The sequence below is a fragment of the Streptococcus infantis genome (genome assembly GCF_047464215.1).
Taxonomy (GTDB): Bacteria; Bacillota; Bacilli; order Lactobacillales; family Streptococcaceae; genus Streptococcus; species Streptococcus infantis_P.
This window is the reverse complement of sequence record NZ_JASHCG010000017.1, coordinates 24534-49546: the sequence shown is the minus strand read 5'-3', so window position 1 is coordinate 49546 and position 25013 is coordinate 24534. Positions and strand designations below refer to the sequence as shown.

The following is a 25013-nucleotide window of genomic DNA, read 5'->3' as shown; positions in this document are numbered from 1 at the left end:
AAATGGATTGAATTTTAGCTTTAAGCTCTTGGTCCTTATCTGGTTTGTCTAGCTGTTTCAAGTGATAGTAGTAGGTCGAACGAGCTAGTTTAATGGCTTTTAGAAGAATATCTAACGAAAACTCAGTGATTAATTCTTGAACAATTTCTGTCTTTCTTCTTTCTCTTTTTCCTCCTTCAATCGGAGTTCTCTCAACTTTTTTAGAATGGCATTCTCCGCTCTCAGGTACTCATTTTCTGCTTGAAGACGTTCTAATTCTGTCATCTCTTCAGGTCTCTTTTTTGGCTTACGTCCCATTTTAGGTGGTCTCCCTCTTGTTTTCTCAACAATAGTATACCCGTTTTTCTTGTATTGTGCTAGCCAATTAAGAAGTATCGTACGACTTGGGAGACCGTATTCAAGAGAAGCTCTATCTTTAGTCCAGCCTTCATGTAAGACTTTATTAATCATTTCTTGTTTTAAATCAGGAGAATAGTAACGATTTTTTCCTTTTTTGACGAACTCTATTCCATAACGATCAATCAATTTAATCATGTACTGAAGATTAGAAATGTTTATCCCAAATTGATCTGAAAGCTTTCTAAAGCTCTCTCCTTGCTTTTTGAGTTCATAGATCCGATAAGTTAATTTCATAATAAAAACACCCCAAAAGTTAGATTTTTATGTCTAACTTTTGGGGTGCAGTTCAGATTTTCCCGACCTCTTTTTGATTTGCAGAGAATTCTATTTTCATAGCTGAGTGAACTTTTTGTGACATTTGTCATATCTCCTCATGACAGAAGCTTCTAGTGACACAACCTTCAAAGAATTATACTAGATGTATCAAATGGAGGAAGAAAAAATGAAACATAAAGTAATTGTCGCAATGAGTTTAGTAGCAGCAGGAGTCATGACTTATCTCATGTTTTCAGGATTGGATGAAGGTTTCTATCATTTTCCTTGGGAGCTATTTGCAGGATTTGGGATCATGTCTTGGTTGATCCGAGAAGGTTTGAAATTGGTCTCAGATGTGAAAAAAGGAGTTTGAAAAATGAAAAAAGCGATTCTCTATCTCTTTATTGGACTGTCACTAGTGGTATGGTTGGTCGAAATGTTTACAGGTTGGTTTGACCAAGCCTTCCTTCACCAAGCCATTCGCGGTGCCTGGGGTCTAGGATTTATGATTTTTATCGCCTTTCCGATGGGAAAGGAGTGGTTGAAAGGAGAATATCATGAACATGATTAAGGTAGAAGGCTTAAATAAAAACATCAAGGGCAAGGCTATATTGAAGGATATTTCCTTTGAGGTGGCTGAAGGTGAATGTGTCGCCTTGATTGGGCCCAATGGTGCTGGTAAGACAACACTCTTGGACTGTTTGCTTGGAGATAAACTGGTCACCAGCGGTCAAGTATCCATCCAAGGATTGCCAGTGACGAATTCTCAGTTAGACTATATTAGAGGCTACCTCCCTCAAGAAAATGTCATTGTTCAGAAATTAAAGGTTAAAGAGTTGATTGCTTTCTTTCAAAGCATTTACCCAAATCCCTTGAGCAACCAGGAGATTGATCAACTATTGCAGTTTGACAAGCAACAAAAAGAGCAGTTGGCAGAAAAATTGTCAGGTGGGCAAAAACGTCTCTTCTCTTTTGTCTTGACCTTGATTGGGCGACCAAAACTTGTCTTTTTAGATGAGCCAACTGCGGCCATGGATACTTCAACCCGTCAACGTTTTTGGGAAATTGTCCAAGACTTAAAAGCGCAGGGAGTTACCATTCTCTATTCGTCTCATTATATCGAGGAAGTAGAGCATACAGCAGACCGGATTTTGGTCTTAAATAAGGGAGAATTGATCCGTGATACGACACCTCTAGCCATGCGCAGTGAGGAGATTGAAAAGCACTTTGTCCTACCTCTAGCTTACAAGGAAGTCGTCGAACAGTCTAACTTGGTTGAAAACTGGTCACAAAAACAAGATGCCCTGCAAGTAGTCACACGCGAAGCGGATGCTTTCTGGGAACGGTTAGTCCAGGCAGGATGTAGGATTCAAGAAATTGAAGTCACTAACCGTAGCTTGCTGGATACAATCTTTGAAGAAACACAAAAGGGAGATGACTAAGATGAAACGATGGATTGCACTAAACAAGATAGAATTTCTATTGACCAAACGACAATTAGTCTATTATCTATTATCTGTAGGGATGCCGACGGCCTTCTATTTATTCTTTTCAGGCATGTACCAGGATACACCAAGTGGGCCGGCTAATTTTATGCGCGACTACCTTATCTCTATGACGGCCTTTTCCATGATGTCGACAGCTATGTTTTCATTCCCAGCTGTTTTACATACCGATAAGATCAACAACTGGCAGAAAACATTACGCCATACTCCAGTAAATATGGTAGAATATTATCTATCAAAGATAACAAGTATGATGGTTGATTATTTGGTTTCAATCCTGGTTGTTTTCTCAGTTGGGCACTTGGTCAGGGGTGTGGATATGCCTCTAGGAAGCTGGATTGGGGCTGCGCTCTTGCTTATTGCGGGAAGTGTAGCTTTTGTAGCGCTTGGCTTGATCCTGACACTCTTACCGTCTAGTCAGCTGATGTCTGTCGTGGGCAATCTTCTCTATCTAGGATTGGCTGTTTTAGGCGGACTCTGGATGCCCATCACTTTATTTCCAGACTGGATGCAAGCAATCGGGAAGTGTCTACCAACCTATCAGTTGATGGAGTTGCTCAAGACCTTCTTAAACGAGGGTGGCATCAATTTATCAGCCACAGTTTATCTACTTGTTTTTTCAGCAGTTTTATTTGGTTTGACTATTTACCTTCAAGGTCATAAGGAGAATTCTTAATGCTTGAAAAACTGAAAAGCATACATTATATGTTTTGGGCCAGTTTGATTTTTATGGTTTTTCCTATCCTCTCTGCAGTAGTTGGGGAGATTCCTAGCTGGCATTTACTAGTTGATATTCTATTTGTGGTGGCTTACTTAGGCGTTTTGACAACCAAGAGCCAGCGATTATCCTGGCTCTTTTGGATTATCATGCTAGCCTATGTAGCTGGGAATACCGTCTTTATTTATGGCAACTATGTCTGGTTCTTCTTTTTCCTTGCCAATCTCTTGATTTATCATTTTAGAGTGCGTAGCCTACGTTCTCTTCATGTCTGGACTTTCCTTCTTGCTCAAGTTCTTGTTGTTGGACAACTCATGATGTTTCAGTCAGTCGAAACTGAGGCTGTAGCCTTTGAACTTGGGATTCTCACTTTTGTCGATTTGATGACATTGGGCTTGGTTCGGATTCGCATTGTCGAGGATTTGAAAGAAGCTCAGGCCAAGCAAAATGCCCAGATAAATCTATTGCTTGCTGAAAATGAACGTAGTCGTATCGGTCAGGATTTGCATGATAGCCTGGGGCATACCTTTGCCATGCTGAGTGTCAAGACAGATCTGGCCCTGCAGTTATTTCAGATGCAGGCCTATCCACAGGTGGAGAAGGAATTAAAAGAAATTCACCAGATCAGCAAGGATTCCATGAATGAAGTGCGAACCATCGTGGAAAATCTGAAATTACGGACTTTAGCATCAGAGCTTGAGACTGTCAAGAAGATGCTGGAGATTGCTGGAATTGAAGTTGAGGTTGACAATCAATTGGACAAGGCTAGCCTGACCCAAGATGTGGAGTCGACGGCTGCTATGATTTTGTTAGAACTGGCGACCAATATCATCAAGCATGCCAGCGCTAATAAAGCCTATCTAAAACTGGAACGTACAGATCAGGAATTGCTCCTGACAGTTAGAGATGACGGGAAAGGTTTTGTAACTGTAAAAGGGAATGAACTCCATACAGTCCGAGATCGTGTAGCAGCCTTCTCAGGTCAAGTAGAGCTGGTCAGTTTGAAACATCCAACAGAGGTGCGCGTGCATCTGCCTTATAAGGAGAGAAAGTAGATGAAAGTATTAGTCGCAGAAGATCAAAGTATGCTTAGAGATGCCATGTGCCAGCTCTTAAGCTTTCAACCAGATGTGGAGACTGTCTTGCAGGCGAAAAATGGAGCTGAAGCTATCGAGGTTTTGGGGAAAGAAACAGTAGATATTGCCATCCTTGACGTCGAAATGCCAGTCAAAACAGGACTAGAAGCGCTCGAGTGGATCAAACAAGAAGTGCCTGAAATCAAGGTGGTTATCGTTACGACCTTTAAACGCCCAGGTTATTTTGAACGAGCGGTCAAAGCAGGAGTCGACGCCTATGTCTTGAAAGAGCGAAGCATCGCCGAACTCATGCAAACCCTGCATACGGTGTTAGAGGGACGCAAGGAATATTCTCCAGAGCTGATGGAAGTCATGATGACCCATCCCAATCCCTTGACCGAGCAAGAAGTCGCTGTTTTGCATGGAGTTGCACAGGGGCTGTCCAACCAAGAAATTGCGGATAAGCTCTACCTCTCAAACGGCACCGTCCGTAATTACATGACCAATATCCTCTCCAAACTAGGCGCCAGCAACCGAACCGAAGCAGCCAAAACTGCCGAAGAAGAAGGCTGGTTGTGAGGGAGAGAAAGAAAAAATCTCTTAGAAATGAATCTAAGAGATTTTTTGTGTTATGTGACTATTAGTCCGTCTCGCTCCGTTAGGTGCGCGTCGAAGGTTATACTAAAAAACTCCAAACGCGATACAATAAAGGTGTTCAAGTCAATTGTAAAGCGAAAGGAGAAAACCATGGCACAAAAGTCTCATAGTTTATCACACACAAAGTGGATGTGTTCCATCACATTGTGTTCACCCCTAAGTATAGACGAAAAATCATCTATAATCAATATCGAAGTAGTTTAGGCGAAATATTTCATCGCTTGTGTAGTTATGAAGGTATTGAAATTATCGACGGACACTTAATGCGTGATTATGTACATATGTTGGTAAGTATTCCACCAAGGATAATTCATGGGTTATTTAAAAGGCAAAAGTGCACTCATGATGTTTGATAAACACGCCAACCTCAAGTATAAGTTTGGAAATCGGTATTTCTGGGCGGAAGGTTATTATGTGAGTACAGTAGGGCTCAATGAAGCCACAATTAAGAAATATATTCAAGATTAAAGAAATTATCCAGTGGATGATTTCTTCACGAGTATGAAAATTTGAGAACGAGTAAAGCATGATATAGCACTAGATAAATGAAGTGTGAAAGAATATGAGGATCCCTTTAGGGATGGTGGTAAGTAATACTCACGCCTCTTTAAGAGGCAAGTGACGAGTCAAGAGCAATGAGGCTTGAACAACGCGTGAAAGCCAGCGTCTTTAGGCGCTGGCTGGTAATTTGGGCTTATAGCCCTGGTGCAAACCACCCGTTAGACGGGTGGTTATGATTTATGCTTTCTCTAACTGTAAGAGTGCTTCAATCTCAGTCAGTGTGCTTGCTTGTGAGATAGCTCCACGAAGTTTAGCTGCACCTGATGTTCCACGGAGGTAGTGAGGAGCGAGTCCACGGAATTCACGGACCGCAACCTTTTCTCCCTTGAGGTTGATTAAGCGTTTCAAATGCTCGTAGGCGATGTTCATCTTATCTTCAAAGGTTAAATCAGGAAGGATTTCTCCAGTTTCAAAGTAGTGATTGATTTGATTGAAGAGGTAAGGATTTCCCATGGCTGCGCGTCCAATCATAACGGCATCAGCACCGACTTCTTCGATGCGTTGTTTGGCTTCTTGGACAGTGCGAATGTCACCGTTAGCGATAAATGGAATTTTTGTCAGAGCTTGTGCAACCTTGTGAAGGGTCTCAAGGTCTGCGTGACCAGTATACATTTGTTCACGAGTACGACCGTGCATAGCAAGGGCAGAAACACCTGCAGCTTCCGCAGCGAGGGCATTTTCCACAGCTAGAGATGGATCAGACCAGCCTGTACGCATTTTGACAGTGAGAGGGATATCAAGGACTGATTGAACTTTGTTAATGATAGAGTAGATCTTGTCTGGATCCTTGAGCCACATAGCGCCAGCTTCGTTTTTGACGATTTTATTAACTGGGCATCCCATGTTGATATCCACAATATCGGTCTTGGTATTTTCTTGGATGAATTCTGCTGCGCGTGCTAGGCTGTCTTCATCGCTACCAAAAAGTTGGATAGAGACTGGGTTTTCGCCTTCATCAATATGAAGCATGTGAAGAGTTTTTTCGTTGTTGTATTGGATTCCCTTGTCAGAGACCATTTCCATGACAACGAGTCCAGCTCCGAGTTCTTTAGCAATGGTACGAAAAGCTGAGTTAGTCACGCCGGCCATGGGTGCTAAAACGGTACGATTGGGAATCTCAACATTGCCAATCATAAAAGGTGTATTAAGATTTGTCACGAATGAGTTCCTCCAGGTCATTTTCGTTAAAGTTGTAAGTTGTTTGACAGAATTGACAAGTGATTTCTGCCCCGTGATCTTCATCCTTCATTTCCTGCAAGTCTGAGCTTGGGAGACTAGAAAGAGCCTTCATAAAGCGTTCTTTGCTGCAGTCACATTGGAAACGAATCTCTTCTTCAGACAAGCGTTTGTATGGCTCGTCGCCATAGATGGCTTTAAGAAGAGATTCAATATGGTCTTCACTTTCGAGAAGGGTTGAAATGGCAGGCATTTCTTGGATGCGTTTTTCAAAGCGAGCAATCTCTTCTTCCTTGGCTCCTGGCAAGACTTGAACTAGGAAACCACCTGCAACCTTGACCTTGTCTTCTTCGTCCAAAAGGACATTGAGACCAACTGCTGACGGAGTTTGCTGGCTTTCTGTCAGGTAAAAGGCAAGGTCTTCTCCGATTTCTCCAGAGATGAGGGGAGTCATGGAGTTGTATGGATTTCCAGTGCCGTAGTCTGTGATAACGAGAAATTGACCATTGCCGACGAAAGGTCCGACTAGAACTTCACCAGTTGCAGTCTTTTTGATGTCAACACCAGGATTTTGAACGTAACCTTTGACGTTCCCCTTGGTATCAGCTACGGTGATGATGGCACCTAGAGAGCTAGTTCCAAGAACTTTAACCGTTAGCTTGGTATTTCCTTTTTCATTGGCTGCGAGAATCTGGCTAGCAATAAGGGTGCGACCAAGTGCTACAGTTGAGCTAGCTTGGGTTTGATGTTTTTCTTGAGCAGTGCTGACGGTTTCAGTGCTATCAAGAACATAAGCACGAAAAGCCCCACTTTCTGATATAGTTTTAATAATTTTATCCATAGCTACTATTTTAGCATAAAAATGCCCAAAGGGGGAGTGGCGTGTTTGCTGATTCTGAGGATTATTTGAGTTTGAAACTAGGGAAAAACCGAAAAGATAAACAGATTATTTTAGCATTTTTTTAATTTATGCTATGCTTGAAGAAGAAAATGAAAGGGGTAACAAATGTATTTAGGAGACTTGATGGAAAAAGCTGAAGCTGGTCAATTTTTAGTCCTTTCTTTTTTATTGCAGGAGTCACAAACGACCTTAAAAGCACTGATGGAGGAGACGGGCTTCTCTAAAGCGACTGTGACCAAGTACATCTTATTCACAAATGAAAGAGCGCAAACAGTTGGTCTAGATGTACAGATTCATTTACAGGAAGAGCAGGTCAACTTGTCAGTCGGTGCGACTACTAAGGGGCGTGATATTCGTCGTCTATTTTTAGACAATGCGGTGAAATACCAGATTTTACTGTATCTGCTCTATCACCAGCAGTTTCAAGCCCATCAGCTGGTTCAAGAATTGATGGTCAGTGAGGCCACGCTTGGGCGCCACTTATCTGGTTTAAATCAGATTTTATCCGAATTTGATTTATCTATCCAAAACGGACGTTTGCGAGGTCCAGAGCACCAGATTCGTTACTTTTATTTCTGTCTTTTACGTAAGGTTTGGTCGAGTAAGGACTGGGGAAATGAAATGCAAAAGCCTGAGAGAAGGCGGGAGATTGCTAGTTTAGAAGAAATCTGTGGTGCTCAATTGTCTTCGGGGCAGAAGTTAGACTTGATTTTGTGGAATCATATCAGCCAACAACGTCTCCGGGTCAATGCCTGTCAATTTCAAGTCATAGAAGATAAAATGCGAGGCTATTTTGACAATATTTTCTACCTTCGCTTGTTGAGAAAGACACCGTCCTTTTTTGCTGGGCAACACATTCCTTTGGGAACTGAGGATGGTGAGATGATGATTTTCTTCTCTTTTCTTCTTTCTCATCGCATTTTGCCCCTACATACCATGGAGTATATCCTTGGGTTTGGAGGGCGGCTGGCAGATTTGTTGACGCAACTGATTCAAAAAATGAAGAAAGAGGGCTTGCTAGGCGGTTATACGGAAGACCATGTCACCTATGAACTGAGTCAATTTTGTGGTCAAGTCTATCTATTCAAGGGCTATATTTTACAAGACCGCTATAAGTACCAGTTAGAGAATCGTCATCCTTATTTGCTGATGGAACATGATTTTAAAGAGACAGCAGAGGAGATTTTTCATACTTTACCTGCCTTTCAGCAGGGGACGGACTTGGATAAAAAAATACTTTGGGAATTGCTTCAATTGATGGAATACATGGCAGAAAATGACGGTCATCATATGCAGATTGGTCTAGATGTAACAGCGGGTTTTCTTGTCTTTTCAAGAATGACTGCTATCTTGAAACGCTATTTGGAATACAATCGTTTTATTACTATTGAAGCCTATGATCCTAGTCGACACTACGATTTGCTGGTTACCAATAATCCTATTCATAAAAAAGACCAGACTCCAGTATATTATTTAAAAAACGACTTAGATATGGAAGATTTGGCAGCGATTCGTCAGATACTATTTGCTTAAAAGGCTTGGGAATCCAGGTCTTTTTTGTGAAATTCTCACAATCTTATCAATTTTTTTTAAAATTTTAAAAAACTTGATAAACAAGAAAGCGCTTTATTTTGTATACTAGTTACTGTAAAGAGGAAATAACCTCAAGATCTTTATCAGGAGGACAGCACATGTCACAAGAAAAATACATTATGGCCATTGACCAAGGGACTACCAGTTCTCGTGCCATTATTTTTAACAAAAAAGGGGAAAAGGTCAGCTCAAGTCAAAAAGAATTCACACAAATCTTTCCACAAGCAGGTTGGGTTGAGCACAATGCCAATGAAATTTGGAACTCAGTCCAGTCAGTAATCGCTGGGGCTTTTATCGAAAGTGGTATCAAGCCAAATCAAATCCAAGCTATCGGGATTACCAACCAGCGTGAAACGACAGTTGTTTGGGATAAAAAGACAGGTCTTCCTATCTATAATGCCATCGTTTGGCAGTCTCGCCAGACAGCGCCTTTGGCTGAACAACTAAAAAAACAAGGTTATGTAGAGAAATTCCATGAGAAGACAGGTCTGATCATCGATGCTTACTTCTCTGCGACCAAGGTTCGTTGGATCTTGGACCATGTAGAAGGCGCTCAAGAGCGAGCTGAAAAAGGAGAATTGCTCTTTGGTACTATCGATACTTGGTTGGTTTGGAAATTGACTGATGGTGCGGCTCACGTGACCGACTACTCAAATGCGGCTCGTACCATGCTCTATAACATTAAAGAACTCAAATGGGATGATGAGATTTTGGAAATCCTCAACATTCCGAAGGCTATGCTTCCAGAAGTTCGTTCTAACTCTGAAATCTACGGTAAGACAGCTCCTTTCCATTTCTACGGCGGTGAAGTGCCAATCTCAGGTATGGCTGGGGACCAACAGGCAGCCCTCTTTGGACAGTTGGCTTTTGAGCCTGGTATGGTCAAAAATACTTACGGAACAGGTTCTTTCATCATCATGAATACTGGTGAAGAAATGCAGTTGTCTGAAAACAACCTCTTGACAACCATTGGTTATGGTATTAACGGCAAGGTTTACTATGCCTTGGAAGGTTCTATCTTCATCGCAGGAAGTGCCATTCAATGGCTTCGTGACGGACTTCGCATGGTTGAAAACTCACCAGAGTCTGAAAAATATGCTCGTGACTCTCACAATAATGACGAAGTTTATGTCGTTCCAGCCTTTACAGGTCTAGGTGCTCCATACTGGAACCAAAACGCTCGTGGTTCTGTCTTTGGCTTGACTCGTGGAACAAGCAAAGAAGACTTTATCAAAGCAACCTTGCAGTCTATCGCTTATCAAGTGCGTGATATCATCGATACCATGCAGGTGGATGCTCAGACAGCTATCCAAGTCTTGAAGGTGGATGGCGGTGCAGCTATGAACAACTTCCTCATGCAGTTCCAGGCTGACATCTTAGGAATCGATATTGCCCGCGCCAAAAACTTGGAAACAACTGCTCTAGGAGCAGCCTTCCTAGCAGGTTTGTCAGTAGGCTACTGGAAGGACTTGGATGAGTTGAAACTCTTGAATGAGACAGGAGAACTTTTTGAGCCATCCATGAACGAATCGCGCAAGGAACAACTCTACAAGGGCTGGAAGAAAGCTGTGAAAGCAACTCAAGTCTTTGCGGAAATCGACGACTAATAACAACTAATACTAGGAGAATAAAGCGACTCAGTTAGAAAGTGTGTAAATATGGAATTTTCAAAGAAAACACGTGAATTATCAATTCAAAAAATGCAGGAACGTACCTTGGATCTCTTGATTATCGGTGGAGGAATCACAGGGGCTGGTGTAGCCTTGCAGGCGGCAGCTAGTGGTCTTGAAACTGGTTTGATCGAAATGCAGGACTTCGCAGAAGGAACATCTAGCCGTTCAACAAAATTGGTTCACGGAGGTCTTCGTTACCTTAAGCAATTTGACGTAGAAGTAGTATCAGATACGGTTTCAGAACGTGCAGTGGTTCAACAAATTGCTCCACACATTCCAAAACCAGATCCAATGCTCTTGCCAGTTTACGATGAGGATGGAGCGACCTTTAGCCTCTTCCGTCTCAAAGTAGCCATGGACTTGTATGACCTTTTAGCAGGAGTTAATAACACGCCAGCTGCTAACAAAGTTTTGAGCAAGGAAGAAGTTTTGGAACGCCAGCCAAACTTGAAGAAAGAAGGTTTGGTAGGAGGTGGGGTTTACCTTGACTTCCGTAACAACGATGCCCGTCTCGTGATTGAAAACATCAAACGTGCTAACCAAGACGGTGCCCTCATTGCCAACCACGTGAAGGCAGAAGGCTTCCTCTTTGACGAAAGTGGCAAGATTACTGGTGTCGTAGCCCGTGATTTGTTGACAGACCAAGTCTTTGAAATCAAGGCTCGTCTGGTGATCAACACAACAGGTCCTTGGAGCGACAAGGTACGTAATTTGTCTAATAAGGGAACCCAATTCTCGCAAATGCGTCCAACTAAGGGAGTTCACTTGGTAGTGGATTCAAGCAAGATCAAGGTTTCACAGCCAGTTTACTTTGACACAGGTTTGGGTGATGGCCGTATGGTCTTTGTTCTCCCACGTGAAAACAAGACCTACTTCGGTACAACTGATACAGACTACACAGGTGATTTGGAACATCCCAAAGTGACTCAGGAAGATGTGGATTATCTACTTGGTATTGTCAACAACCGCTTCCCAGAAGCTAACATCACCATTGACGATATCGAAAGTAGCTGGGCAGGTCTTCGTCCATTGATTGCAGGCAATAGCGCTTCTGACTACAATGGCGGAAATAACGGAACTATCAGTGATGAAAGCTTTAATAACTTGATTGCGACTGTTGAAGCTTATCTATCGAAAGAAAAAACGCGTGAAGATGTTGAATCTGCTGTTAGCAAGCTTGAAAGCAGTACTTCTGAGAAACATTTGGATCCATCTGCAGTTTCTCGTGGTTCGAGCTTAGATCGTGATGACAATGGCCTTTTGACCCTTGCTGGTGGTAAAATTACAGACTACCGTAAGATGGCTGAAGGAGCTATGGAGCGCGTGGTTGACATTCTCAAAGCAGAATTTGACCGCAGCTTTAAACTCATCAACTCTAAGACTTACCCTGTTTCAGGTGGAGAATTGAACCCAGCAAATGTGGACTCAGAAATCGAAGCCTTTGCGCAACTGGGAGTTTCTCGTGGTTTGGATAGTAAGGAAGCCCACTATCTAGCAAATCTTTACGGTTCAAATGCACCGAAGGTCTTTGCCCTTGCTCACAGCTTGGAACAAGCGCCAGGACTCAGCTTGGCAGACACCTTGTCTCTGCACTATGCAATGCGCAATGAGTTGGCTCTTAGCCCAGTTGACTTCCTTCTTCGTCGTACCAACCACATGCTCTTTATGCGTGATAGCTTGGATAGCATCGTTGAGCCAGTTTTGGATGAAATGGGACGATTCTATGACTGGACAGAAGAAGAGAAAACAACTTACCGTGTGGATGTCGAAGCAGCTCTTGCTCAAAATGACTTGGCAGCATTAAAAAATTAAGAAAAACTAGAAGAGAGGGAGACAAGCGTTCCTTACTTTCTCTCTCCTTCTTTTAAATGGAGACAAAGATATGATGAAAGAATTATTTGGAGAATTTTTGGGAACTTTAATCCTGATTCTTCTAGGAAATGGTGTTGTTGCAGGTGTGGTTCTTCCCAAAACTAAGAGTAACAATTCAGGATGGATTGTGATTACTATGGGTTGGGGGATTGCTGTTGCTGTCGCAGCCTTTGTGTCTGGCAAGCTCAGTCCAGCTCATTTAAACCCAGCTGTGACCATTGGTGTGGCCTTAAAAGGTAGCCTGCCTTGGGCATCAGTATTTCCTTATATCCTAGCCCAGTTTGCAGGAGCTATGCTCGGTCAGATTTTGGTTTGGTTGCAATTCAAACCACATTATGATGCAGAAGAAAATGCAGGCAATATCCTGGCAACCTTCAGTACTGGTCCAGCCATCAAGGATACAGTTTCTAACTTGATCAGTGAAATCCTTGGCACCTTTGTTTTGGTGTTGACAATCTTTGCTTTGGGGCTGTACGATTTTCAGGCAGGTATCGGAACCTTCGCAGTGGGTACCTTGATTGTCGGTATCGGTCTATCACTTGGTGGGACAACAGGCTATGCCTTGAACCCTGCTCGTGACCTTGGACCTCGTATCATGCACAGTATCTTGCCAATTTCAAACAAGGGAGACGGAGACTGGTCTTACGCTTGGATTCCAGTTGTAGGCCCTGTTATTGGTGCAGCCTTGGCCGTGCTTGTATTCTCACTTTTCTAAGATAAAAGAGCTATTTGTAACAAAGTTTGGGATTGGCTTCTCAAACTTTGTTGTTTTTTGAGGGCAAAACATTAATATTTTAACTTGTCTTAAAATAAGCTAAAATGTGCTTTCTAAAAATGGTAAACAGTTGAAAATAGAGGGAATAAAGTGGTAAAATGGGAACAAGAAAAAATAGTAATTGTATATTTGCATAAAATTATTGAAAATTTACAAAAAGAAGTTAATTATGGATAAAAAGAAACCAATCTATGTTTTTTTAGGACAAACGGTCCTGTATTTTATTGTTCTACTTGGTTTGCTTTACTTTTTTAGTTACCTAGGACAAAGTCAGGGAAGCTTTATTTACAATGAATTTTAGTTTAAAGGAGAAAAATCATCGTGTCTAATAAGCCGATAAAAGATATGATTGAAGCGATTGAATATTTCGCCCAAACTCAACCTACCTTTCCAGTATACAATGTCTTAGGGCAAGAGCACACTTATGGTGATTTAAAGGCTGATTCAGATAGTTTGGCTGCAACCATTGATCAGCTAGGATTACCTGAAAAATCTCCAGTAGTCGTTTTTGGTGGTCAGGAGTATGAGATGTTGGCTACCTTTGTAGCCTTGACCAAGTCAGGTCATGCCTACATTCCAATTGACAGTCATTCGGCCTTGGAGCGAGTTTCGGCTATTTTAGAAGTGGCAGAGCCAAGTTTGATTATTGCTATCTCAGACTTTCCATTGAAGCAGGTTTCTACACCGATGATGAATCTAGCTCAGGTTCAAGAAGCCTTTGCTCAAGGGGCAAGCTATGAGATGACGCATCCGGTCAAAGGGAATGATAACTACTACATCATCTTTACCTCAGGGACAACTGGGAAACCAAAAGGGGTGCAGATTTCGCATGATAACCTTCTCAGCTTTACCAACTGGATGATTACGGATAAGGAATTTGCGACGCCAAGTCGTCCACAAATGCTGGCTCAGCCACCTTATTCTTTTGACCTGTCTGTCATGTACTGGGCACCGACCTTGGCTCTTGGAGGAACCCTTTTTGCTCTTCCATCAGCCATCACTCAAGACTTTAAGCAACTCTTTGCGACCATCTTTTCACTTCCGATTGCTATCTGGACTTCAACGCCATCTTTTGCAGATATGGCTATGTTGTCTGAGGATTTCAATGCTGAAAAGATGTCAGGAATTACCCATTTTTACTTTGATGGGGAAGAGTTGACAGTCAAGACTGCTCAGAAATTGCGCGAGCGTTTCCCAAATGCACGCATTATCAATGCTTACGGTCCAACGGAAGCAACAGTTGCTTTATCAGCAGTCGCTATTACAGATGAGATGTTAGCAACCTTGAAACGTCTTCCAATTGGCTACACCAAAGAAGATTCACCTACCTTCATCATCGATGAAGAGGGCAATAAACTGCCAAACGGAGAACAAGGGGAGATCATCGTATCTGGTCCAGCTGTTTCAAAAGGTTACATGAATAATCCTGAAAAAACAGCTGAAGCCTTCTTCGAATTTGAAGGTCTTCCAGCCTATCATACGGGAGATGTGGGAACTATGACAGATGAAGGTCTCCTTCTCTATGGTGGACGGATGGACTTCCAGATCAAGTTTAACGGTTACCGCATTGAGCTAGAAGATGTTTCTCAAAACTTGAATAAATCTCAGTATGTTGAATCCGCTGTTGCAGTTCCACGTTACAACAAAGACCACAAGGTTCAAAACCTCTTGGCCTATGTTATCTTAAAAGATGGCGTCAAAGAACAATTTGAGCGCGAAATTGATATCACGAAAGCTATCAAGGAAGACTTGGAAGATATTATGATGTCTTACATGATGCCATCTAAGTTTCTTTACAGAGAGGAATTGCCACTGACTCCAAATGGCAAGATTGATATCAAAGGATTGATTAACGAGGTGAATAATAGATGATGGATTTCCTGAAACAGCTGCCTCATATTGAGCCGTATGGGAATCCGCAGTACTTTTTGTACGTGATTACTGCTACCTTGCCCATCTTTATCGGGCTCTTTTTCAAAAAACGCTTTGCATGGTATGAAATGCTGGTTAGTCTATTCTTTATCGTTACCATGTTGACGGGTGGCAAGACCAATCAGTTGGCTGCTTTGGCTATTTACCTATGCTGGCAAATTGTACTGGTTCTTTTTTACAAGCAGTATCGAAAAAGTAAGGATGGCAAGTGGATTTTCTATCTCGTTAGTCTGTTGTCGTTACTTCCAATCATATTTGTAAAGGCGCAAACAGCCATTAACGGAACACAATCCTTGCTGGGTTTTATCGGAATTTCTTATTTGACATTTCGTTCGGTGGGAATCATCATCGAACTTAGAGATGGAGTCATTAAGGATTTGAAAATGTGGGAGTATTTGCGTTTTCTTCTCTTTATGCCGACATTTTCAAGTGGTCCTATTGATCGTTTCAAACGTTTTAATGAAAATTATAAGACGATACCAGAGCGCGATGAGTTGCTAGATATGCTAGCCGAGTCCGTTCGGTATATCATGTGGGGTTTTCTATATAAATTTATCCTAGCTCATATTTTAGGCGAGATTTTATTGCCACCGCTAAAGAATTTAGCTTTACAAACAGGTGGCGTCTTTAACTATTATGTAGTGGCCATCATGTACACATTTGGTTTGGAGCTCTTCTTTGACTTTGCAGGTTACTCTATGTTTGCTCTAGCTATTTCAAATCTGATGGGGATTCGTAGTCCGATCAACTTCAACAAACCTTTTTTATCAAGGGATTTGAAGGAGTTTTGGAATCGTTGGCACATGAGTTTATCCTTCTGGTTCCGTGACTTTGTCTTTATGCGCATGGTCATGGTGATGACGAGAAAGAAGCTCTTTAAGAATCGAAATGTGACCTCAAGTGTCGCCTATATCCTGAATATGCTCCTTATGGGGTTCTGGCATGGGATAACTTGGTTTTACATCGCCTACGGACTCTTTCATGGAGTGGGCTTAGTCATTAATGATGCCTGGGTTCGAAAGAAAAGAACGCTCAATAAAGAACGTAAGAAAGCAGGGCGACCTCCCTTGCCTGAGAATCGCTGGGTTCAGTTGCTTGGCATGGTGATAACCTTCCATGTCGTGATGATTTCATTCTTAATCTTCTCTGGGTTTTTGAATGATTTATGGTTTAAAAAATAAAAGGAATTAAAAAATGGATATCAAATCAGAAGTTATTGAAATTATTGATGAATTGTTTATGGAAGATGTTTCTGACATGATGGATGAGGATCTTTTTGATGCAGGTGTCTTGGATAGTATGGGGACAGTTGAATTAATTGTGGAAATCGAAAACCGCTTTGATATTCGTGTCCCAGTTACAGAATTTGGTCGTGATGACTGGAATACAGCTAATAAAATCGTAGCAGGGATTACGGAGTTAAAGAATGCTTAAACGCTTGTGGCTGATTTTCGGGCCTGTCTTTGTAGCGGGCTTGCTGGTGTGCCTTCTTATCTGTTTCTATCCAAGTAGTCCAAGTCATAATCTCATGGAGGAAAAATACTCTGCAGCCTCGATAAGTGCAGAAAGTTTCAAAGAGAGAAGCCAAAAAGTGAGAGCTCTCACGGATCCTAATATACGTTTTATACCTTTTTTGGGTTCGAGTGAATGGATTCGTTTTGATAGCATGCATCCAGGAGTATTAGCTGAAAAGTATAACCGCTCCTATCGTCCTTATTTTATGGGGCAGGCAGGAGCAGCTTCTCTTAGTCAGTACTTTGGACTACAACAAATCACATCTGAGCTTGAAAACAAACAAGCGGTATTTGTAATCTCTCCGCAATGGTTTACAAAAGAGGAGCACGATGCGCCTACTTTTCAAAGCTTTTTTAACAATGACCAGTTGACTGCCTTTTTGGAAAATCAATCCGGAGATCTGGCTGCTCAATATGCGGCTACTAGACTTTTGAAGCAAAATCCAAGAGTACCGATGAAGGGGATTGTTGAGAAGCTTGCCAAGAATGAACAATTGTCAGACTTTGATCAAACGATGGTTAATCTCTCTGCCGAGTTCAATGAAAGACAAGCTGCTCTTTTTGGTCAATTTTCCATTCATGGTCGATTAAAGTACAAAGATCATGTTGAGAAATATTTGAGCAGTCTCCCAGAACAATTTTCTTATGAAGAATTGGAAAATATTGCACGTAAAGATGCAGAGGAAAATACGACCAATAATGATTTGGGAATGGAGAACCACTTTTATAATACTCAACTAAAGAAGGACTTAAAAAATTTAGAAGGCTATCAAAAGAATTATAACTTTCTCCAATCAAGTGAGTACAATGATTTGCAGCTAGTGCTCGATCAATTTGCCAAGTCTAAGGTTAATGTGCTCTTTGTCTTTCAACCTGTCAATCAAAAATGGATGAACTATACAGGTTTGGACGAAGAAATGTATCAACACTCTATTGAAAAAATTCGTTACCAGTTGGAAAGTCAGGGTTTCACTAATATCGCTGACTTTTCAAAAAATGGTGGAGATCCCTACTTTGTTAAGGATACGATTCATATCGGTTGGTTAGGCTGGTTAGCATTTGATAAGGTGGTAAATCCCTTTTTGAGCAATCCGACAACAGCACCTACTTACCAAATGAATGATCGTTTCTTTAGCCAAGATTGGGCGAATTACGATGGTAACATCAAAGATTTTCAATAATAATATAGAAAAGAGTTTGAGCTTTTTGTTCAGACTTTTTTTATGAAATGTCGGATAGGTTACCTTCAAAAGGGTTAAAAGTTTTAAAATGATGCTAAATAGCGTATAATGGTAGAAGAAAGAAGAGAAAGGGATTTCAATATGAATAAACGTTTTTTGTTGCCTGTCCTATCGACAGCCCTATTAGCTCCAGCCTTTTTAGCTGGACAAGTCTATGCTGAAGAAAATACTAGTTCTTCAGAGGTTACAGAAGTTGTGAGCACTGCAGAAGCACCAGTAGTAGCAGCGACTCCTGAGGTTGTTACAAGTACGGCAACACCAGCTGAAGAGGTTGCACCTCAAAAAGAAGAAGCAGATACTGTTATCTTGCATACTAATGACGTGCATGGTCGTATCGTAGAAGAAAAAGGAGTAATCGGAGATGCCAAACTCGCGACAGTTATTGAGAAGGAGCGAGAAAAGGGCAACCAAACGACTCTAGTAGTGGATGCAGGTGATGCCTTCCAAGGTCTTCCGATTTCAAACTCTACAAAGGGTGAAGCTCGTGCCAAAATCCTAAATGAGATGGGTTATGATGCCATGGCTGTAGGAAATCATGAGTTTGACTTTGGACTTGACGAAGCTAAAAAATACAAAGAAATCTTGAACTTCCCATTGCTCAGTTCAAACACTTATGTGAATGGGGCTCGTTTATTTGAAGCAGCAACAATTGTTGATAAGAACAAGGATGTTGCAGGTGATGAGTTTGTCGTCATCGGTGTGACAACACCTGAGACAGCTACTAAGACCCACCCTAAAAATGTTAAAGGCGTAACCTTTACAGAACCTATTGCAGAGGTTAACAAGGTTATCGAAGAAATTCAAGCTAAAGCCTTGGCAGAAGGCAAAGACTACAAACACTATGTTGTTCTCGCTCACTTGGGAGTCGATACAACAACACCTGTAGAATGGCGTGGTTCAACACTTGCAGAAGCACTCTCAAAAAATCCTCTTTTGAAAGGTAAGCGTGTCACTGTTATCGATGGTCATTCACATACTGTAGAATCAACCACATATGGCGACAATGTAACCTATAACCAGACTGGAAGCTATCTCCATAATGTCGGTAAAATCACTTACAAATCTCGTCAATTATTAGGAAATCCAAGCCAGGTACCTGCTGCAGATGCTAAGAAATTAGAAGCCAATCCAAAGATTGCAGCCATGGTCAAAGAAATCAAAGAAAAATATGACGCTGAAAATGCTGTAGAAGTTGTTTCAAATAGTCCAGTTGAATTGAACGGTGACCGTGAAAATGTTCGTGTCCGCGAAACTAACCTTGGAAATGTCGTCGCAGATTCTCTCTATCAGTACGGTCAAACAGGCTTCAGTCATCCAACAGATATCGCTGTGACAAATGGTGGAGGCTTACGTGAAACGATTGCCAAGGATAAGCCAATTACAAAAGGAAATGTCATTGCAGTCTTGCCATTTGGAAACACAATCTCACAAATTCAAGTAACTGGTCAGCAAGTTCTGGATATGTTTGAAAAATCACTCGGATCTATTTTGCAGGTTGATAAGGCAGGGAAAACTGTCTTGGATGAAAATGGTCAACCATTGCTAGAACCAAGTGGCGGATTCTTACAGATTTCAGGAGCCAAGGTCTACTACGATACAAATCTAGCTGCAGGCAAACGTGTCTTGGCTATTCAAGTTAAGAATCGTGCGACTGGTCTTTATGAAAAACTAGATTTGGAAAAAGTTTACTACCTAGCAACCAATGACTTCCTTGCAGCAGGTGGTGATGGTTATACCATGCTTGGTGGTGCCAGAGAAGAAGGCCCTTCAATGGATGCTGCCTTTGAAGATTACCTTAAAACAGCTGATTTGACTCAGTATGAAAAGGTAAATCCAAACTCACGCACGATTTCTGTGGACTCAAAAACATTTAAACTTTCTGAAGAAGGTAAAGAGCAAGATCCAGCTAAACCAGTAGAAGACCAAGCAACAAAACCGACTCAACCTTCTACTGTAAAAGTTGATTATAAGGTTGCAGATAAGTTTGCTAAGAAAACAGTAGTCTCAGAGAAACTACTTCCAAATACAGGTAGTGAGCAATCTATTTTCATGATGCTATTGGGTATGATTCTTGGAGCGACAGCCCTCTGGACTAGCCGTAAACAAGAAAAATAATTCTAAAAGATGAAAACATCTCAGGTGTTTTCATCTTTTTTCTTGACTCCTTGCTTGGATGTGATATACTTAACTAGTAAAGGAATGGTGTGATACTCAATAAAAATCAAAGAGCAAACTAGGAAGCGAGACGCAGGCTGTACTTGAGTACGCCAAGACGAAGCTGACGTGGTTTGAATTTGATTTTTGAAGAGTATGAAAACCTTGTATTTATAGAAATTCCGTTCTGAGAAAGGAGCAAATCATGAGACAGTTGGCAAAAGATATCGATCATTTTTTAAATGAGATTATTCTCAAGGCGGAAAATCAGCATGAAATTCTCATTGGTCATTGTACCAGTGATGTAGCCTTGACCAATACCCAGGAGCATATTCTCATGCTTTTATCAGAGGAGTCGCTCACCAACTCTGAGTTGGCGCGTCGTCTCAATGTTAGTCAAGCTGCCGTTACAAAGGCTATCAAATCCCTGATTAAGGAGGGGATGTTGGAGACATCTAAGGATCCTAAGGATGCTCGCGTTGTCTTCTATCAATTGACAGACTTGGCTCGACCTATTGCTGAGGAACACCACCATCATCATGAACATACCCTCTCGACTTATGAACAGGTTGCCACTCAGTTTACACCAAACGAACAAAAAATTATCCAGCGGTTTTTAACTGCTTTAGTAGGAGAAATCAAGTAATGAGATACATCACAGTAGAGGATTTGTCCTTCTATTATGACAAGGAACCGGTTCTTGAGCATATCAATTACAGTGTTGATAGTGGGGAATTTGTCACACTGACAGGAGAAAATGGAGCGGCAAAGACTACTCTTATCAAGGCTAGTCTAGGTATTTTACAACCGAGAATTGGGAAAGTAACCATCTCAAAGACAAATATTCATGGGAAAAAGCTAAGAATTGCCTATCTTCCTCAACAGATTGCAAGTTTTAATGCAGGCTTTCCAAGTACCGTTTATGAATTTGTCAAATCAGGTCGCTACCCAAGAAAGGGCTGGTTCCGTCGTTTGAATGCTCACGACGAAGAACACATTAAGGCTAGTTTAAACTCAGTTGGTATGTGGGAACATCGGGATAAACGCATTGGTTCTCTCTCTGGTGGGCAAAAGCAAAGAGCTGTTATCGCACGTATGTTTGCTTCAGATCCAGATATCTTTATCTTGGATGAGCCGACAACAGGGATGGATGCTGGCACCAAAAATGAATTTTATGAACTCATGCACCATAGTGCCCACCATCATGGCAAGGCTGTTTTGATGATTACTCACGATCCTGAAGAGGTCAAGGATTACGCAGATCGTAACATTCACCTGGTTCGAGATCAAGATTCGCCATGGCGTTGTTTCAATGTCCATGAAAGTGACCAGGAGGTGGACCATGTTTAATCTATTTTCTTATGATTTTATGCAGCGGGCCTTTTTGGCTGTTATTGCCATGAGTCTCTTTTCGCCAGTACTGGGAACCTTCCTCATCTTGCGTCGTCAAAGTCTCATGAGTGATACACTGAGTCACGTATCGCTATCAGGTGTGGCCTTTGGTTTGGTTTTAGGGATTTCTCCGACCATCTCGACTATTGCTATTGTCTTGATTGCGGCGGTCTTTCTTGAATATCTACGTACGGTTTACAAGAGCTTTATGGAGATTGGAACAGCCATCCTCATGTCAACAGGTCTTGCGGTTTCACTTATTGTCATGAGTAAGGGTAAGAGCTCTAGCTCGATGAGTTTGGACCAATACCTCTTTGGTTCTATTGTGACTATTAGTCAAGAGCAGGTAATTGGACTCTTTGTCATTGCAGCGGTTGTCTTAATCCTGACCTTCCTCTTTTTAAGACCTATGTACATCTTAACTTTTGACGAGGATACAGCTTTTGTAGATGGTCTTCCAGTGCGTACTATGTCTATCCTCTTTAATATGGTGACGGGTGTGGCCATTGCGCTTATGATTCCAGCTGCAGGAGCACTCTTGGTATCGACCATCATGGTCCTACCAGCTAGTATCGCGTTGCGTTTAGGGAAAAACTTTAGTTCGGTGATGATTCTTGCCAGCGTCATTGGCTTTCTGGGCATGGTGGCAGGACTTTATATTTCCTACTATGCAGAGACACCTCCTAGTGCAAGTATTACCATAATCTTTGTAGTTGTCTTCTTGTTAGTCAGCTTACTCAAACGTTTTATCAAATAGGAGAAGAAAATGAAAAAACTAGGCCTACTTTTGGCAAGTCTTGTGACACTATTCTTAGTCGCTTGTTCCAATCAAAAACAAGCAGATGGAAAATTAAATATCGTGACAACATTCTATCCTGTCTACGAATTTACCAAGCAAGTAGCAGGAGATACAGCCAATGTCGAGCTCTTGATTGGGGCAGGGACAGAACCACATGATTATGAACCATCGCCTAAGGCAGTTGCTAAAATCCAAGACGCTGATGCCTTCGTTTATGAAAATGAGAACATGGAAACATGGGTTCCCAAGCTTTTAGATTCACTAGATGCGAAAAAAGTAAAAACAATCAAGGCTACTGGAGATATGTTGCTTCTTCCAGGTAGTGAAGAAGAGGAAGACCATGATCATGGTGAAGAAGGCCATCATCACGAGTATGACCCTCATGTATGGTTGTCTCCTGCGCGTGCAATCAAACTTGTAGAGCACATTCGTGACAGTTTATCAGCTGACTATCCTGATAAAAAAGCAACCTTTGAGCAAAATGCAGCAGCCTATATCGAAAAATTGCAAGCCTTGGATAAGGCCTATACTGAAGGACTTTCTAGTGCTAAACAAAAGAGTTTTGTGACTCAACACGCTGCCTTTCGTTACTTAGCTTTAGACTACGGACTCAATCAAGTCTCTATCTCAGGTCTATCACCAGATGCTGAGCCGTCAGCAAGTCGCTTGGCAGAATTGACCGAGTATATCAAGAAAAACAAGATTTCTTATATCTACTTTGAAGAAAATGCCTCACAAGCTCTAGCTAATACTCTTTCAAAAGAAACAGGAGTTAAGTTAGATGTTCTGAATCCTCTGGAAAGCTTGACCGAAGAGGACATGAAGGCCGGTGAGAACTATATCTCTGTCATGGAGAAAAATCTCAAAGCCCTCAAGCAAACAACTGACCAGGCAGGGGCAGAAATTGAACCAGAAAAAGCCGAGGAAACTAAAACCGTTCAAAATGGTTACTTTGAGGATGCTGATGTCAAGGATCGTACCTTGAGTGACTATGCTGGTAACTGGCAGTCAGTCTATCCTTTCCTTGAAGATGGTACTCTAGACCAAGTCTTTGACTACAAGGCTAAGTTGACTGGTAAGATGACTAAGGATGAATATAAAGCCTACTATCAAAAAGGCTATCAAACGGATGTATCTAAGATTAATATCACGGATAACACTATGGAATTCATCCAAGGTGACCAAAGTAAGAAATATACCTACAAGTATGTCGGCAAGAAAATCTTGACCTATAAGAAAGGGAATCGAGGAGTTCGTTATCTCTTTGAAGCGACAGATGCAGACGCTGGACAATTTAAGTATGTTCAATTCAGCGACCACAATATCGCACCAGTCAAGGCAGAGCATTTCCATATCTTCTTTGGAGGCACTAGCCAGGAAGCCCTCTTTGAAGAAATGGATAACTGGCCAACCTACTATCCAGATGGCTTATCTGGTCAAGAAATCGCCCAAGAAATGCTGGCTCATTAAGATACGATTCACATGATAAAAGCGAACAGGAAAGTTTTCTGGTTATCAGAATCCTCTCTTGTCCGCTTTTTTGAGTTTTGTCAGTTAAAGAGCTTTTGCACTTCTTTTTGTACTTATGGCCTTATTGAATACCAAGTTTTCATTACTTGTCAAAGCCTTGTAAAGCCTTTTCACGTTCTTCTACTTGTCCCTTGGCATCGAGTTTATTACCACCGTAAACTGCTGTTTCCCATGATCCATACATTGGATTTGGGAAGATGATGAATTTTTCACCAAATTCTTTTTGCAATTCTTCAAGTTGTTTGTCACGATCAGCTTCAGAAGTCTTAGAAAAATCTGCAAAGTCTACAAGGTTATCACCAAATAGTAACACAAGATTTGTCTTTTCTTGAACCGCTTGTCGACGACCTTCTTTGGATTTTACACCACTTTCTAGGAACATGAGGTGATCACGTCCTTGTACAGGAATACCTTCGCTTTCTAGATTTTTAATGGTAGCATCTACTTGGTCGACTGAACGGTCAGAAATATAGTAGATTTGGACACCGTTTTGATCGGCAAACTGAAGAAAATCTTTAGCACCTGGGACGGCTTTTGCTGCAGCTTTTTGGACCCAAACATCCCAATTTTCAGGTGTGAATGCTGTTCCATCTTTGACATTTTGAACTTGATAAGGACTGTTATCTAGGACCGTTTCGTCCAAGTCCAAAACAATCGAATAAGGCTTGTCTGATTCTGTTTTCAGTAATTCCTTTAGACGATCTGTAGCAACATTATAACCTTGTAGATACAAGGCTTTTGTTTCGGCCGCTTTTTGATACCAGAGAGTTGACATGGTATTTTCTCTAGACCGTAGTTGGTCGTAAGTCATTGTAATCTGATTGTCAGATGAGTTATTAGCGGATGTTTGTGTTTCTGTGGATTTTGTGGCGCAGCTGGTCAATAAGATGACAGATGCAAGTGCAGAAACGATTGTAACAGTGGTTTTAGCTGTTTTCATAAAATGTCTCCTGTCTATTAATTTCAATAACAGTATAGCATGAGGGAATAGTTAAGGCAAGCGTTTTCCTAAATATGGACTTGATTTTCCAAAGAAAGATGTAGATAATTAACGGATTAGAGGAAGAGAAAAATATTTTAAAACCTTGAAAAATCTAGCTAAATAGGGTATAATATAAATAATCATTTGTCGTAGGTTTTGTCTGAAATATTGTCCGGACAAGGCTCACAGCAGTTAAATCTCCTGAAAAAGTCGGATTTAGCTGCTCTTTTTGTGCTTTTTTTCAAGTTTTTTGACCTTTGTAACAAAGATTTAAAGATTCTGAAAATTAGTCGAGGGGGATAAGTTGA

The 25013-nt window shown here is 41.4% G+C and carries 23 protein-coding genes and 2 pseudogenes; 21 read left to right on the top strand and 4 right to left on the bottom strand.

Going from position 1 to position 25013, the window contains the following annotated elements:
• Positions 1 to 633, bottom strand: a pseudogene (locus QM469_RS09200) (IS3 family transposase); the annotation flags it as partial.
• Positions 634 to 826: 193 nt separating this feature from the next.
• Here QM469_RS09200 and QM469_RS09195 point away from each other — a divergent pair.
• The 7 genes and pseudogenes from QM469_RS09195 (at position 827) to tnpA (ending at position 5159) form a co-directional block, all read left to right on the top strand.
• Positions 827 to 1027 carry a hypothetical protein gene (locus tag QM469_RS09195; RefSeq protein WP_414276612.1) on the top strand — a complete coding sequence of 67 codons (201 nt, stop codon included), beginning with the start codon at positions 827 to 829 and terminating at the stop codon, positions 1025 to 1027.
• Between the two features lie 3 nt (positions 1028 to 1030).
• On the top strand, positions 1031 to 1225 hold the full coding sequence (locus tag QM469_RS09190; RefSeq protein WP_006154913.1) for a hypothetical protein: 195 nt from the start codon (positions 1031 to 1033) through the stop codon (positions 1223 to 1225).
• Entirely contained in the window at positions 1212 to 2096 is an 885-nt protein-coding gene (locus QM469_RS09185; RefSeq protein ID WP_281335290.1) for an ABC transporter ATP-binding protein, read from the top strand. The genes QM469_RS09190 and QM469_RS09185 overlap by 14 nt, the downstream gene beginning before the upstream one ends.
• A 1-nt stretch (position 2097) precedes the next feature.
• Positions 2098 to 2835 (top strand): ABC transporter permease, encoded by a 738-nt coding sequence (locus QM469_RS09180; RefSeq protein ID WP_315640359.1) that lies wholly within the window; start codon positions 2098 to 2100, stop codon positions 2833 to 2835.
• Positions 2835 to 3932 (top strand): sensor histidine kinase, encoded by a 1098-nt coding sequence (locus QM469_RS09175; RefSeq protein WP_414276611.1) that lies wholly within the window; start codon positions 2835 to 2837, stop codon positions 3930 to 3932. The genes QM469_RS09180 and QM469_RS09175 overlap by 1 nt, the downstream gene beginning before the upstream one ends.
• Complete coding sequence (locus QM469_RS09170; protein ID WP_281335293.1) at positions 3933 to 4532, top strand: response regulator transcription factor; 600 nt, start codon at positions 3933 to 3935, stop codon at positions 4530 to 4532.
• Between the two features lie 168 nt (positions 4533 to 4700).
• Positions 4701 to 5159: pseudogene (gene tnpA / locus QM469_RS09165) on the top strand (IS200/IS605 family transposase).
• A 189-nt stretch (positions 5160 to 5348) separates the two neighbouring features.
• On the opposite strand, the gene dusB reads toward tnpA, so the two are convergent.
• Both dusB and hslO read right to left on the bottom strand, forming a co-directional pair.
• Positions 5349 to 6329 (bottom strand): tRNA dihydrouridine synthase DusB, encoded by a 981-nt coding sequence (gene dusB, locus QM469_RS09160; RefSeq protein ID WP_414276610.1) that lies wholly within the window; start codon positions 6327 to 6329, stop codon positions 5349 to 5351.
• The gene (gene hslO, locus QM469_RS09155) at positions 6316 to 7188 is read right to left on the bottom strand and encodes an Hsp33 family molecular chaperone HslO (protein ID WP_414276609.1); all 873 of its coding nucleotides are present in this window, start codon (positions 7186 to 7188) and stop codon (positions 6316 to 6318) included. The genes dusB and hslO overlap by 14 nt, the downstream gene beginning before the upstream one ends.
• Before the next feature lie 165 nt (positions 7189 to 7353).
• Between hslO and QM469_RS09150 the strand changes: the two genes are divergently transcribed.
• The 14 genes from QM469_RS09150 to QM469_RS09085 all read left to right on the top strand — a co-directional run bounded on the left by QM469_RS09150 (position 7354) and on the right by QM469_RS09085 (position 23663).
• Positions 7354 to 8781: a helix-turn-helix domain-containing protein gene (locus tag QM469_RS09150; protein WP_414276608.1), complete on the top strand. Its 1428-nt coding sequence runs from the start codon at positions 7354 to 7356 to the stop codon at positions 8779 to 8781.
• A 158-nt stretch (positions 8782 to 8939) separates the two neighbouring features.
• On the top strand, positions 8940 to 10448 hold the full coding sequence (glpK, locus tag QM469_RS09145; protein ID WP_075232366.1) for a glycerol kinase GlpK: 1509 nt from the start codon (positions 8940 to 8942) through the stop codon (positions 10446 to 10448).
• Between the two features lie 51 nt (positions 10449 to 10499).
• The gene (glpO, locus tag QM469_RS09140; protein ID WP_414276607.1) at positions 10500 to 12326 is read left to right on the top strand and encodes a type 1 glycerol-3-phosphate oxidase; all 1827 of its coding nucleotides are present in this window, start codon (positions 10500 to 10502) and stop codon (positions 12324 to 12326) included.
• Positions 12327 to 12396: 70 nt separating this feature from the next.
• On the top strand, positions 12397 to 13101 hold the full coding sequence (locus tag QM469_RS09135; protein WP_414276606.1) for an MIP/aquaporin family protein: 705 nt from the start codon (positions 12397 to 12399) through the stop codon (positions 13099 to 13101).
• Positions 13102 to 13330: 229 nt separating this feature from the next.
• Entirely contained in the window at positions 13331 to 13462 is a 132-nt protein-coding gene (locus tag QM469_RS09130) for a teichoic acid D-Ala incorporation-associated protein DltX (protein WP_000358457.1), read from the top strand.
• A 20-nt stretch (positions 13463 to 13482) separates the two neighbouring features.
• Complete coding sequence (gene dltA / locus QM469_RS09125; protein WP_414276605.1) at positions 13483 to 15033, top strand: D-alanine--poly(phosphoribitol) ligase subunit DltA; 1551 nt, start codon at positions 13483 to 13485, stop codon at positions 15031 to 15033.
• Positions 15030 to 16274 carry a D-alanyl-lipoteichoic acid biosynthesis protein DltB gene (gene dltB, locus QM469_RS09120; RefSeq protein ID WP_414276604.1) on the top strand — a complete coding sequence of 415 codons (1245 nt, stop codon included), beginning with the start codon at positions 15030 to 15032 and terminating at the stop codon, positions 16272 to 16274. The genes dltA and dltB overlap by 4 nt, the downstream gene beginning before the upstream one ends.
• A 13-nt stretch (positions 16275 to 16287) precedes the next feature.
• Positions 16288 to 16527, top strand: a complete 240-nt coding sequence (gene dltC, locus QM469_RS09115; protein ID WP_000351968.1) for a D-alanine--poly(phosphoribitol) ligase subunit DltC — start codon at positions 16288 to 16290, stop codon at positions 16525 to 16527.
• Entirely contained in the window at positions 16520 to 17788 is a 1269-nt protein-coding gene (dltD, locus tag QM469_RS09110) for a D-alanyl-lipoteichoic acid biosynthesis protein DltD (protein ID WP_414276603.1), read from the top strand. Before dltC ends, dltD begins: the two co-directional genes overlap by 8 nt.
• 141 nt (positions 17789 to 17929) lie before the next feature.
• Positions 17930 to 19963, top strand: a complete 2034-nt coding sequence (gene nt5e, locus QM469_RS09105) for a cell surface ecto-5'-nucleotidase Nt5e (protein WP_414276602.1) — start codon at positions 17930 to 17932, stop codon at positions 19961 to 19963.
• A gap of 244 nt (positions 19964 to 20207) precedes the next feature.
• Complete coding sequence (gene adcR / locus QM469_RS09100) at positions 20208 to 20648, top strand: zinc-dependent transcriptional regulator AdcR (RefSeq protein WP_414276601.1); 441 nt, start codon at positions 20208 to 20210, stop codon at positions 20646 to 20648.
• Positions 20648 to 21352 carry a metal ABC transporter ATP-binding protein gene (locus QM469_RS09095; RefSeq protein ID WP_414276600.1) on the top strand — a complete coding sequence of 235 codons (705 nt, stop codon included), beginning with the start codon at positions 20648 to 20650 and terminating at the stop codon, positions 21350 to 21352. Before adcR ends, QM469_RS09095 begins: the two co-directional genes overlap by 1 nt.
• Entirely contained in the window at positions 21345 to 22151 is an 807-nt protein-coding gene (locus QM469_RS09090; protein ID WP_060956260.1) for a metal ABC transporter permease, read from the top strand. The genes QM469_RS09095 and QM469_RS09090 overlap by 8 nt, the downstream gene beginning before the upstream one ends.
• 9 nt (positions 22152 to 22160) lie before the next feature.
• Positions 22161 to 23663: a zinc ABC transporter substrate-binding protein AdcA gene (locus QM469_RS09085; RefSeq protein ID WP_414276599.1), complete on the top strand. Its 1503-nt coding sequence runs from the start codon at positions 22161 to 22163 to the stop codon at positions 23661 to 23663.
• Positions 23664 to 23805: 142 nt separating this feature from the next.
• Here QM469_RS09085 and QM469_RS09080 read toward each other — a convergent pair whose 3' ends face one another.
• Complete coding sequence (locus QM469_RS09080) at positions 23806 to 24663, bottom strand: 5'-nucleotidase, lipoprotein e(P4) family (protein ID WP_223339512.1); 858 nt, start codon at positions 24661 to 24663, stop codon at positions 23806 to 23808.
• Positions 24664 to 25013 lie beyond the last annotated feature (350 nt).